This window comes from Morganella psychrotolerans, from assembly GCF_965118875.1.
Classification (GTDB): Bacteria; Pseudomonadota; Gammaproteobacteria; order Enterobacterales; family Enterobacteriaceae; genus Morganella; species Morganella psychrotolerans_C.
Map to the genome: position 1 here is coordinate 64053 of NZ_CBCPJD010000015.1, position 13051 is coordinate 77103.

At 48.1% G+C, this 13051-nt stretch carries 9 protein-coding genes and 1 pseudogene; 7 read left to right on the forward strand and 3 right to left on the reverse strand.

Annotated elements, in window-relative coordinates:
- The first annotated feature begins 18 nt into the window (after positions 1–18).
- From agaF to ACMHKJ_RS14980, 7 genes are all read left to right on the forward strand, one after another.
- Positions 19–453, forward strand: coding sequence for a PTS galactosamine/N-acetylgalactosamine transporter subunit IIA (gene agaF / locus ACMHKJ_RS14950; RefSeq protein ID WP_413495101.1), 435 nt, complete (start codon positions 19–21; stop codon positions 451–453).
- Positions 450–1589 (forward strand): N-acetylglucosamine-6-phosphate deacetylase, encoded by a 1140-nt coding sequence (nagA, locus tag ACMHKJ_RS14955; RefSeq protein ID WP_413495102.1) that lies wholly within the window; start codon positions 450–452, stop codon positions 1587–1589. The genes agaF and nagA overlap by 4 nt, the downstream gene beginning before the upstream one ends.
- Positions 1590–1869: 280 nt before the next feature.
- Positions 1870–3039, forward strand: coding sequence for an SIS domain-containing protein (locus tag ACMHKJ_RS14960; protein WP_413495104.1), 1170 nt, complete (start codon positions 1870–1872; stop codon positions 3037–3039).
- Positions 3040–3041: 2 nt separating this feature from the next.
- Positions 3042–3899, forward strand: coding sequence for a tagatose-bisphosphate aldolase subunit KbaY (kbaY, locus tag ACMHKJ_RS14965; protein WP_067365150.1), 858 nt, complete (start codon positions 3042–3044; stop codon positions 3897–3899).
- Between the two features lie 137 nt (positions 3900–4036).
- Complete coding sequence (gene malX / locus ACMHKJ_RS14970; protein ID WP_413495107.1) at positions 4037–5608, forward strand: maltose/glucose-specific PTS transporter subunit IIBC; 1572 nt, start codon at positions 4037–4039, stop codon at positions 5606–5608.
- Positions 5609–5621: 13 nt separating this feature from the next.
- Entirely contained in the window at positions 5622–6794 is a 1173-nt protein-coding gene (locus ACMHKJ_RS14975) for a MalY/PatB family protein (protein ID WP_413495109.1), read from the forward strand.
- Positions 6795–8430: 1636 nt separating this feature from the next.
- Positions 8431–9912, forward strand: a complete 1482-nt coding sequence (locus tag ACMHKJ_RS14980) for a nucleobase:cation symporter-2 family protein (RefSeq protein ID WP_413495111.1) — start codon at positions 8431–8433, stop codon at positions 9910–9912.
- Positions 9913–9988: 76 nt separating this feature from the next.
- Here the strand turns inward: ACMHKJ_RS14980 and ACMHKJ_RS14985 are convergent, their stop codons facing one another.
- The 3 genes and pseudogenes from ACMHKJ_RS14985 to ykgO form a co-directional block, all read right to left on the reverse strand.
- The gene (locus ACMHKJ_RS14985) at positions 9989–11953 is read right to left on the reverse strand and encodes an FAD-dependent oxidoreductase (protein ID WP_413495112.1); all 1965 of its coding nucleotides are present in this window, start codon (positions 11951–11953) and stop codon (positions 9989–9991) included.
- Between the two features lie 298 nt (positions 11954–12251).
- Entirely contained in the window at positions 12252–12896 is a 645-nt protein-coding gene (gene zinT, locus ACMHKJ_RS14990; protein ID WP_413495114.1) for a metal-binding protein ZinT, read from the reverse strand.
- A gap of 5 nt (positions 12897–12901) precedes the next feature.
- Positions 12902–13024 (reverse strand): annotated as a pseudogene (ykgO, locus tag ACMHKJ_RS14995) (type B 50S ribosomal protein L36); the annotation flags it as partial.
- Positions 13025–13051: the final 27 nt, after the last annotated feature.

The window sequence follows — 13051 nt, forward strand, 5'->3', positions numbered from 1 at the left end:
AATATAAAGGAGAGACTGATGCCGGGAATTATTTTATGTGGTCACGGGGGTTTTGCCTCCGGACTGGAAAAAGCCATGCTGCAAATCATCGGGAAACAGGACGATTTCATTGCCATTGATTTCCCGGCTGAATCCACCACCAGCCGCCTGACGCAGGAACTGGAAGCTGCACTTGAACAACTGAAACAGTGTGACTGTGTGATTTTTCTGACGGATATCCTTGGAGGAACGCCGTTCAGGGTATCCGCCACACTGACACAGGGACGGGCAGACCGTGAGGTGATCACCGGCACGAATCTGCAATTACTGCTGGAGATGTCACTGGAGCGGGATACTCTCTCACGGGATGATTTTCGCAGGGAAGCGCTGGCCTGCGGGCACCGTGGCTTAACCAGTCTGACCGATGAATTACAGCGTGCGCGCTGCTGTGAAACAGAGGGCGAAGGAATATGACACAGCAGATCCGGGCCCGCAGAGTGCTGACAGAATATGGCTGGCGTGAAAATCAGGCGATAAGCATCTGTAACGGCATCATCACCACTATCACCCCGCTGCCCGCAGGGGAAAACCGGTTTGATGCAGAGCAACTCTGCCCTGCTTATATTGATACCCATGTTCATGGCGGACAAGGTATGGATGTGATGGATGACTCTCCTGATGCGCTGGCAACCATTGCCGCTTTCAAAGCGCAACAGGGGGTTGCTGCCTGGCTGGCAACAACGGTCACCGCACCGCTGCCGGACATCAAATCCACCCTCGCCCGCATTGCCCGCTATTGTCAGCAGCAGACAGTATCTGTACCGGTAGCTGAAGTACTGGGCAGTTATCTGGAAGGTCCGTACTTTACGCCGGAAAACAAAGGTGCACACTCACCGGAACTGTTCCGTGAACTGGTTATCAGTGAACTGGATGAATTAATTGCGATTTCACAGGACACCCTGAAAGTGGTCGCGCTGGCACCGGAAAAAACAGATGCCCTGAATGCTGTCCGCCATCTGAAAGCCCGCGGGCTGAATGTTATGCTCGGACACAGCGCTGCTTCATATAAACAGACCGTGGCGGCTTTCGATGCCGGTGCCGATGGCCTTGTTCACTGTTTCAACGGCATGACCGGTTTGCATCACCGCGAACCGGGAATGGCAGGTGCCGGGTTATCTGACGCGCGCGCATGGCTGGAACTGATTGCGGACGGACACCATGTGCATCCCGCAGTAATGCAGATTACTTGTCAGTGTGCCGCACACCGCACTGTACTGATAACGGATGCGATGAGAGCCGCCGGACAACCTGACGGTATCTATGACATCTGTGGTCACGATGTCACCATGGACGCCGGCATTGTCCGGACTGCCGCCGGGGGTCTTGCCGGCAGCACGCTGGCGCTGGATGATGCTGTCCGCCGGATGATAACCAATACCGGTACATTACCGGAAACCGCAATCCGCATGGCGTCACTGCACCCCGCGCAACTGCTGGGAATAACACAGACTCACGGCACGATAGCACCCGGTAAACGGGCGCATTTTAATGACCTGAGTGCTGACTGGCGGGTCAGACAGACCTGGGTCCACGGACTGCCGGTTTATTGATTTTCTTTCATTATAAGGCGTAGTAAAACTACGCCTTTCTTTTCCTTATTATTTCCCGTTAATTATTTTTATATAACAGACTAATAAACAACAGCTTAATCATTTCACCTGTGGCACAAGTCACACTTTTCGTTTTCTTTTCATTTCGTAATTGATCCTTCAATTTCATTCCTGTAAATTGAATTTAAATACCAATCGAAACCAATCGAAAGACAAAAGACTTGCTTTATCTTTTGACTCATATCACTTTCGGATTGAACGAAATGTTAAGGATAAAACTATGCATGCCCCTCTAGCTCCCGCCACACCCCACTATTCCACCTGGACTGAAACCGAAATTCGCCAGCAACCGGATTGCTGGATGAATGCGCTGCACTCAATTGACTCACAGCGTGCTGCGCTGGACACCTTCCTTGCGCCTCTGCTTGCACAGGATAATCTGAATATCATTCTTACCGGCGCGGGAACCTCTGCCTTTATCGGTGAGATGATTTCGCCGGTACTGCGCCGCCTGACCGGAAGATCCGTCACCGCCATCCCGACCACCGATATCGTCACAAACCCTGTGGATTATCTGCCGCAACATCAGCCGGTACTGCTTATTTCATTTGCCCGCTCCGGTAACAGCCCGGAGAGTGTCGCGGCATTTGATCTTGCCAATCAGTGTATTGCGGACTGCTCTCATCTGGTGATCACCTGCAATAAAGAGGGACATCTGTATCAGCGCGTGCAGGGTAAAAAGAATGGTTTTGCACTACTGATGCCGCCGCAGACAAATGATAAAGCGTTTGCTATGACCAGCAGCATTACCTCCATGATGTGCAGTTGCCTTGCCGCACTTGTCCCGCAAAAATTCAGCACACAACACTTTGCCCGTGTGGCTCAGCGGGCGCGTGAGACTATCGCGGCACATGGAAACGGCACACAAAATTTACCGGGAAATGACTGTTTTTCGCGGGTTGTTTATCTCGGCAGCGGCAGTTTTCTGGGGCTTGCCCGTGAATCAGCCCTGAAACTACTGGAACTGACTGCCGGTCAGACCGCCGCGTTTTACGATACCCCGACCGGCTTCCGCCATGGTCCGAAATCACTGGTCGATGAAGAAACCCTGGTGGTCATGTATATCTCAAACCAACCATACACCCGTCAGTATGACCTGGATCTGCTGGCCGAACTGCGCCGTGACCGCATAGCGAAATGCGTTATCGCCATTGCGGATAAACCGGATGACACCATCAGCGCCGGTGAACACTGTTATCTGCCCGCCGGTGACACACTCAGCGACACAGAACTTCTGTTCTGCTTCCTTCCTTATGCACAGCTTTTTGCTCTCAGCCAATCCGTTAAGGCCGGGATAACCCCGGACACACCGTCTGCCAGCGGAACCGTTAACCGGGTTGTTCAGGGCGTTATTATTCATCCGTGGACTGACCAACACACAGGAGCGTAATCATGGCCATCATCTCAACAAAATATTTACTGACCCACGCACAAACCAATGGCTATGCCGTTCCGGCCTTTAACATTCACAACGCCGAAACGATTCAGGCTATTCTGGAAACCTGCGCGGAAATGCGTTCACCGGTTATTCTGGCAGGGACACCAGGCACATTTAAACATATCGGATTTCAGGAAATCTATGCCCTGTGTCAGGCCTATTCGCACTCTTTTGCCATGCCTGTCGCACTTCATCTTGATCACCATGAAACCCTTGATGATATCCGGACCAAAGTCGGTGAAGGCGTGCGCAGTGCAATGATCGACGGCAGTCATTTCCCGTTTGAGGAAAATATTGCCCTGGTGAAATCTGTCGTCAGCTTCTGTCACGCACACGATTGCAGCGTGGAAGCAGAGCTCGGTCGCCTGGGTGGCGTGGAAGATGATATGGACGTTGATGCGGAAAGTGCATTTCTGACCTCCCCGGAAGAAGCCCGCCGCTTTGCACAACTGACCGGTATTGACAGCCTGGCGGTCGCCATCGGTACAGCTCACGGACTGTATACCCACCGCCCGAAAATTGATTTTGCCCGGCTGGAAAAAATCCGCAGCATTGTGGATATCCCGCTGGTACTGCACGGTGCAAGCGATGTGCCCGATGCCGATGTGCGCCGGACCATTGAGCTTGGGGTATGCAAAGTCAATGTCGCCACTGAGCTGAAAATTGCCTTTGCCGGTGCCGTCAGAGAATGGTTTGCTGCAAACCCTGAGGGTAATGATCCGCGCTACTACATGCGCACAGGAATGGATGCCATGAAAGCCGTTGTCCGCGACAAAATCCGCGTATGCGGTGCGGACGGACAGCTTTTGTAGCCGGTCAGACAGCTCCGGTTCCCCCGCCGGAGCTGTCACCACCAGAAACACAATAAAATAATAAAAAACAACAAAAAATACTGTCCCGCAATACCCCTTAACCAATAAATTATAAAGAAGCTGAGGAGTACTCTACGATGTCGCAGGAAAAGTCGTTTAAATCTAAACTCTGGGCATTTTTTCAAAGTCTGGGAAAAACCTTTATGTTTCCCGTCTCATTACTGGCCTTCATGGGATTATTACTGGGGGTCGGCAGTTCAGTCACCAGCCCTTCCGCAATCAGCAGTTTCCCGTTTCTCGGTAATGAATTTGTTCAGCTGACGTTCGGTTTTATGGCCATGGTCGGCGGCTTCGCCTTTACCTATCTGCCTGTCATGTTCGCCATGGCGATCCCGTTCGGTCTGTCAAACCGTAATAAAGCGGTCGGCGCATTTGCAGGGTTTGTCGGCTATATGCTGATGAATATGAGCATCAACTATTATCTGACCGTCACCCACCAGCTCGCCGACCCTGCCATGATGAAACAGGTCGGGCAATCCATAGTACTGGGGATACAGACTCTCGAAATGGGCGTGCTGGGCGGAATTGTTGTCGGCATCATTACCTATTTTCTGCACGAACGCTTTCAGGATACCGTGCTGCATGATGCTTTCGCGTTCTTCGGCGGGATCCGTTTTGTTCCTATTATCACCGCACTGACGCTTTCTCTCGTCGGGCTGGCTATTCCGTTCCTGTGGAAATATGTGGCAATGGGCATTGCCGGTATCGGGCATATTATTCAGAGCACTGATGTATTCGGTCCTTTCCTGTATGGTGTCGGAGTGCTGTTACTGAAGCCTTTCGGATTGCACCATATTCTTCTGGCAATGGTCCGCTTTACCCCGGCAGGCGGCACAGAGATGGTAGATGGCTATGAAATCGCCGGCGCGCTGAATATTTTCTATGCCGAGCTGAAAGCAGGGCTGCCGTTCAGCCCGCATGTAACCGCCTTCCTGTCCCAGGGCTTTATGCCGACCTTTATCTTTGGTTTACCGGCGGTTGCCTATGCTATTTACCGCACAGCAAAACCGGCTAACCGTCCGGTTATCAAAGGATTATTACTCTCCGGTGTGCTGGTTTCTGTCGTCACCGGTATTTCAGAGCCGATTGAATTTCTGTTCCTGTTTATCGCCCCTGTGCTTTATATCTTCCATATCATTATGTCCGGCCTCGCATTACTTGTCATGGCACTGCTCGGCGTCACGATAGGCAACACGGATGGCGGTATTCTGGATCTGTTGATTTTCGGCATAATGCAGGGTACTGCGACCAAATGGTATCTGGTGTTCCCGGTCGGGGTTATCTGGTTCACAATCTACTTCTTTGTCTTCCGCTGGTACATTTTAAAGCATGATGTCAAAACCCCGGGACGTGAAGATGAGCCTGAAGGTGCGGAACAAGCGGTTCAGGCTAATACCCGTGTGCGCGGGAAATCAAAATACGATCATAATCTGATCCTGACAGCGCTTGGTGGTAAAGAGAATATTGACTCACTCGACAACTGCATCACCCGCTTGCGTCTTGTGGTAAAAGACATGAGTAAAATCGACAAAAAAATACTGAAAGATGCCGGTGCATTGTCTGTTGTGGTACTGGATGCTCACAGCGTTCAGGTCATTATCGGACCGCAGGTACAGAGTGTGAAATCCGGCCTTGAAGCCTTAATTTAAACAGGAAGTGAGCATGTACAATTTTGACGAAATCATTGAGCGAAAAAGTGACCGCTGCCGGAAATGGGATCATCAGTATGTCTGTTCGCGCTTCGGTGATGTCCCGCAGGATTTCATTCCGTTGTGGATTGCAGATATGGATTTCAAATCACCTCCGGCCGTTATTGAGCGTTTTTCTCAGATAGCACAGCACGGAACATTCGGCTACACCTGGTGCTTTGATGAATTCTATGCGGCCGTCGTCCGTTTTCAGGCACAGAGGCATCAGGTACAGATTACCCCGGACTGGATAACCCTGAGCTACGGCACCGTATCTACCCTGCACTATCTGGTGCAGGCATTTTGTCAGCCGGGTGACTGTGTGATGATGAATACCCCGGTTTATGACCCCTTTGCCCATGCCGTTACCCGGCAAAATGTCACTATACTGACCAATCCGCTGGTTGTGCGTGATAACCGCTATCATCTTGATTTTGATAATATCGAAAAACAGATGCGGGAGTATCAGCCGAAAGTATGGCTGTTTTGTTCTCCGCATAACCCGTCCGGGCGGATCTGGACTGCCGCGGAGATAAAACAGGTCTCTGATTTATGTCAGCAATATGGCGTTCTGCTGGTGATTGATGAAGTGCATGCCGAGCATGTTTTATACGGAACATTTACCAGTTGTCTTCAGCCGGACTGTGCTGCACCGGAAAACCTGATTTTACTGACCTCACCGAATAAAGCCTTTAATCTCGGCGGATTGAAAACCTCATACAGTATTATTCCTGATCCTGTATTGCGCGCGCAATTTCGCCGTCAGCTGGAGAAAAACTCCATCACGTCACCTAACCTGTTTGGTGTATGGGGGATTATTGACGCTTACAACAAAGGTACCGCATGGCTGGATGCACTGAATATCTATCTGAAAGGAAACGCGGATTATCTGGCGCAGACTATTTCGGATAATTTCCCTGACTGGCGCATGATGCAACCGGAGTCATCTTACCTTGCCTGGATTGATATCAGTGCAACAGGGCGGACGGCTACAGAGCTGACACACTATTACGCACAGAAAACAGGTGTGGTAGTGGAGGACGGCAGTCATTATGTTGCTGACGGAGAAAACTATCTGCGGATCAATTTTGGTACACCACGACGTTTACTGACAGATGCGTTTGAACGCCTGTGCCGGACAACGTAAACTAAAAAATTGGCGACCATGCTGTATTCCATCAACAGGGTCGCCATAATTACCGATGTTTTACCTTGATTCTAACAACACTTAACTGCTCTGGTTTGTCATGCTCTGCTTTACTGAAAAGCCATTTTCATTGAAGCATCCGGGGCATGACACCCGTCTGCTTTTACATCCTTGTAACGGTAAAATCCATTTAACCGCCCCCGTCCCGGGGTAATTCCTTTTATTGCCTGCGGTATAAACCGCAAACTTCCTGATAAAACGTCCGTGTGGTAAATCCTTTTACATCGGACTTCCGTGTCCGGCAACATCCGTTTACGTCCCTGAGGGATAAATCCGTTATCCCGGTAAACCATTAAAAAATAATTCCTTTATTTTTTAAGATTCAGTTTCGTTGATCAGGTTATATTCGCATCCTTACTGATATATTGACTTATAACAATCCGGTTATAAGAAACATCTGTAACAACAGTACTTTAAAAAAACTCAGAGAGACAACTAAATCTATTTTATGATTCACGTCCGATGTGAGGTTATAAAATCAATAACCTGGTTTTTAATTCAATTGAGCGTAATAACGTGAACACAATATTAATTTACAGACAAACAAACAAAATACCAATAAGAATAGACTCAATTTACAACGCGCCGCCTTTACTTAAATACGACTCAGACTTACTCCGACGCTCTATTACGGGATAAAGACTAACACCTTAGTTTATATCGTCAATAAGAAATGGATTAGCTTTTATGTCAAATATAGCTCTATCTATCTTTATTCCATTTAATCAATTTTCCTTCTTTTTTATCTTCCAAAATGAACACCGGATAATTATCAAAAACAAAAATAATGATGCTGATAGAATAAGAAAATAAAGTTAATTACTCTGATTTATATCATCAAATGCTCATCGACATATTATTTATAATCGAATTGATTTTATCCTGCCTTCCTGTTTTTAGGATAATACTCAGATGATGATTTACCCACCATTTTCATAAAATCAGCATAACTAATTAATTTAGTTATAAAATAACCATAGTGACGCAAATAAATCATTATTAAAAAAACAATAAACGACCTCTTTACTTACAAATAAGCAACACTCAAACATTAGTTGAAATAATCATTCAGAGGAAGAACACGTAATCCTAATCTACTTAAAATAAAAAAACCTGCGTTAATAGTCATTATATTAAAAACAAAATAACTAATAAGGAAAATCCTAATGCAATATCATTGCATTATAATGGCAATACTTTATTTAAATAAAAGTTAATTAACGACTGGTTAATAATATAAATACTCCGGCTACGTGAAATTCCTTGTCGTACGGTTATGACTTTAACCCGTTACTATTATCATTATTGTTTTATTATCAAAATGAGATGCTATCATTTTTATACAATACGCGAAGCGGTTAACCGTCTTTCGGTCTGTGTCATATTGTTGTCACCGGAACCTGCCCACAATTATCAGGTGACGTATTTCACAAATCAAAGCTGATTTAAGAGCTCTCTCACATTTTCATTTATTCCCCGCGCCGGTGGTTCATATATTGCTTTATTCCTTATGACCTATGACCCGCTGAGGCCGACGTATGACCTCTCATTCCATTTATTATAAAAGGAGAGAAGGATGTCAGATCTCAACCATCCAACCTCTGATCTTATTTATCAGCTGGACGACAAACCCCCGTTTTTTCAGGCCCTTCTTGGTGCAATCACCCATTTATTGGCCTTATTTGTTCCGATGGTCATGCCTGCGCTTATCGTTGGTAAAGCATTAGATCTGTCTGCCGATACCACGGCATATCTGGTATCGATGGTTATGATAGCCTCCGGAATCGGTACCTGGATACAGGTTCACCGCTACGGCCCGATGGGGTCCGGTCTTTTATCTATTCAGTCTGTTAATTTTTCATTCGTGACTGCTATGATTGCTATTGGTACAACCATGCGCAGTGATGGTTTACATGAAGAACTCATTTTATCCTCTTTGCTGGGCGTTTCTTTTGCCGGTGCTTTTCTGGTTGTCGGCTCCTCATTTGTACTGCCTTATCTGCGCCGGATAATCACCCCGACAGTCAGCGGCGTGGTCGTACTGATGATAGGTCTGAGCCTGATTAAAGTCGGTATTATTGATTTCGGCGGCGGATTTTCCGCCAAATCGGCAGGAACCTATGGTAATTATGAAAATATCGGCGTGGGATTACTGGTGCTTCTGGTGGTGATAGGCTTTAACTGCTGTAAAAGTCCGCTGCTGCGGATGGGCGGTATCGCAATAGCGCTGGTCGCCGGATATATCGCCTCTCTGTTCCTGGGATTGGTTGATTTCAGTACTTACCAAAACACTCACTTTATTACAGTGCCGATGCCGTTTAAATTCGGATTTTCCTTCGATTTCACCCATTTTCTGGTAATCGCTATCATTTATATACTCAGTGTGCTGGAAGCGGTCGGTAACCTGACGGCCACCGCAATGGTATCAAATCAGCCGATCAAAGGGGAAGTGTATCAAAACCGGCTGAAAGGCGGTGTGATGGCGGATGGCGCAGTTTCTGTTATCGCCTCCGCACTGGGTTCTCTGCCACTGACAACCTTTGCACAAAATAATGGCGTGATCCAGATGACAGGCGTGGCATCCAGTTATATCGGGCGCTTTATTGCCGTGATCCTGGTTTTCCTCGGGCTGTTCCCGACTATCGGCTGGTTCTTCACCACTATACCCGCTCCGGTGCTGGGTGGCGCGATGACACTGATGTTCTCGATGATTGCGATTGCCGGGCTGCGCATTATTATCTCCAACGGGCTGCGCCGCCGCGAAACACTGATAGTGGCAACCTCTCTCGGGTTGGGCCTGGGTGTGTCTTACGACCCGCAAATTTTCAGCATTCTGCCGCCATCATTATATATCCTTGCAGAAAACCCGATTTGTGTCGGCGGCCTGACCGCAATTGTTCTTAATCTGCTGATCCCGATGGGTCAGCGACGTAATGCTGCCAATGAAGAAGAGCCTGATATGCTGGCCGATGAGCTTGAAACTATGCTGGATGTCCCTGATTCAGAGCGCGACCTGCCGGATATGGCGATGCAGGCAAAAAGAAAACGGGTCGTCTGACACAATACCGTCACTCATTTCTTCCCGTAAAAAAACGCGCATCAGCGCGTTTTTTGTGTTTAATCATATGGTTAAATCAGATATTACTGACTCTGTACTGCGGTGCATCTGACTGCGCATCAAACATCATCAGCATTTCACGGGCAGCATGACGACCCGCCGCCATGGCGGTCACCACAAGATCCGCACCATGCACTGCATCACCTGATGCAAAGACTTTGGCATTGGTGGTCTGATTATTTGTGCGTCCGTTTCCGCCGGTCTTAATCTGTCCCCATTTATCCAGCTGAATATTATAGCCACTCAGCCACGGCATTTCGTGGGACTGAAAACCAAAGGCCATAATCAGCACATCGGCATCCAGAACAAATTCTGACCCTTCAACCGGCTGCGGACGCCGGCGCCCGTCAGCGCCCGGCTCACCAAGCTGTGTACGGATAAGCCCGATGCCGGTGACCGCGCCCTGCTCATCCCGCGAAATAAACTGCGGCTGGACGTTAAACAGAAACTCCACACCTTCCTCGCGGGCATTAACCACTTCTTTTTTCGAGCCGGGCATACTGGCTTCATCACGCCGATAGGCACAGATAACACTTTCCGCTTCACGGCGGACAGCCGTGCGTACACAATCCATTGCGGTATCACCGCCCCCCAGCACAACCACTTTTTTACCTTTAACATCAACCCACGGGTATTCATCAGCCACAGGTAAATCCATCACATCGCGGGTGCTGGCAATCAGAAACGGCAGTGCCTGAACCACGCCGGGGGAATCTTCATGCTCAAGTCCGGCTTTCATCATACCGTAAGTACCAACCCCCAACAGAACCGCATCATAGTCATTCATTATGCGGCTGAACGGAATGTCTTTGCCGATTTCACAGTTAAGATGAAAAGTGATCCCCATATCAGTAAAAATCTGTCGCCGTTGTGTAAGCAGTTGTTTATCCAATTTAAATGGTGGGATCCCGAAGGTCAGCAGTCCGCCGATTTCCGGATGGCGCTCAAACACATCAACTTTCACACCGGAACGCGTCAGAATATCCGCACAACCCAGTCCGGCAGGACCTGCGCCGATAACCGCTACCCGTTCAGTGCGCGGCGTGATGTCTGCTGCCACTTTTGGTCGCCAGCCCATCATAAAGGCGGTATCGGTAATATAACGTTCAATATTCCCGACTGTTACCGCACCACCGTGATTGCGCAGCGTGCAGCGGCTTTCACATAACCGGTCCTGCGGACAAACCCGCCCGCAAATCTCAGGCAATGAACTGGTTGAATTACTCAGTTCCGCCGCTTCAATAATTTTGCCTTCGCGGACTAAACGAATGAGATCAGGAATGGAATTGTGCAGTGGACAGGATAAATTACACATCGCTTTCTGTGAGCAATAAAGGCAGCGCTCACTTTCATAACCGGCGCAATGTTCATCCAGACCACGGTAAATCTCCCCGAAATGCACTTTACGCAGGGCGGCACTCTGTTTTTGTGTTCCTTCACGCGGCGGACGTTTGAGGATCTCAAAGCGGATCTCCGACTGACGGGCTTTGTTATATGCGCCTGTCGCTGCCCGCATCAGGCGGTCATTGCGCAGGATAACCAGTTTGTGCTCATCCAGAATACTCAGTGCGTTGGTCGGACAGTTTGCCACACAAGCCGGTGAGCCACCGGTGGTTTCACACAAATCACATTTTTGTGCCAATTCATGCTGATAATCAAACGTCATCACCATTTCCATGGCACCGAACGGGCAAGCCAGAACACAGCTTTTACAGCCGATACATTTTTCCTGATCGAGCTTCACAACATTGTCAGTCAGGCGGATTGCGTCAACCGGGCAGCTTTTCGCACACGGTGCATCTTCACACTGACGACAGGTCACAGCCAGACTGTCATTTTCTCTGAACATGACCCGGATACGGGGTGAATAATCGCGGCTGTCATGTGGCCAGTGGTGATCGTTATGCGCGACAACACAGGCAATTTCACAGGCATGACACCCGATACATTTCTGACTGTCCGCAACTATACATTTATTCATGTTCACCTATCGCTTTCCGGTTTCTCAGTAATGATAACCATGCAATAACCGGGCTCATTTCCACATTTATACGTATTTTCTGGTCATTTTGTGGAACAGCTCAAATTCTGCCGGTGCCGGGAAGGAATAACACCACGGCAACAGAGTTATCAGATTTTTTTACTTTAACGGGGAGCGGGATTTTGTTTTTTGACCTGAACCGGCCTTAGGCAGAATAAAATAAATTGAATCGAATCAGCTAATAATAAACACACAGAGAAACAGCGTCCCCCGGATTTCCGGGGAACGCAAATTGCAATCAATGATAAAGCATCTCGTGAACAATATCGTTTCCGCTCATTGTGTACGGATAGAATGTCGGCCAGTTATCCATCTCAGCCAGCAGCGCGTCCTGAGACTCATCTCCCATATAAAGATGGAAATGCTCTGCCTTTTCCGGTGAAATAATATGATCACTGAACTGAATAAATTTCGGTGCCTGACTGTTTTTATCTTTACATTCAAACAGGTAACGCGCACCTTTTTTCCCCGATGTATAATTCAGGACACGGTAACCTGCGTAGTGATATTCACATTGATCCACCTTGTCTCCGCGATGAAATTCAATGATATTATTTTCAATACCAATCATATCCACATCTGTTTTATATCCTTCAGCATAATAAGCTCGGTATTCTTCTGTCGTTTTATCCTTATTTTTCGTGGCTTTAGCCTGCATCACAGAGTCCAGTTCACCACTGGCAAGATAAGGTTCAACAGATTGCCAGACCCCGTCCCAGTCACTCAAAGTACGGTTCTGAACATCTTTAGCGTCAAATATCCCTTCTGCCGCTTTACGCTGAGCCGGCGTTTGCGGTTTATCATGATGATGACCATGAGCCATCGCTGTACTGCTTAACAGCCCGCCCATCAGCAATGCAGAAATAATCGATTTTGTGATCATGCTTACCCCTGTACTGCTTTAAAGCGCGGATTGGATTTGCAAATAACATAAATCCGACCACGGCGGCGGACTATTTTGCAATCCGGATGGCGTTGTTTGGCTGACTTCAGCGAGCTGACTACCTGCATTATTTTTTCCTCTTTCCCATAAAACGA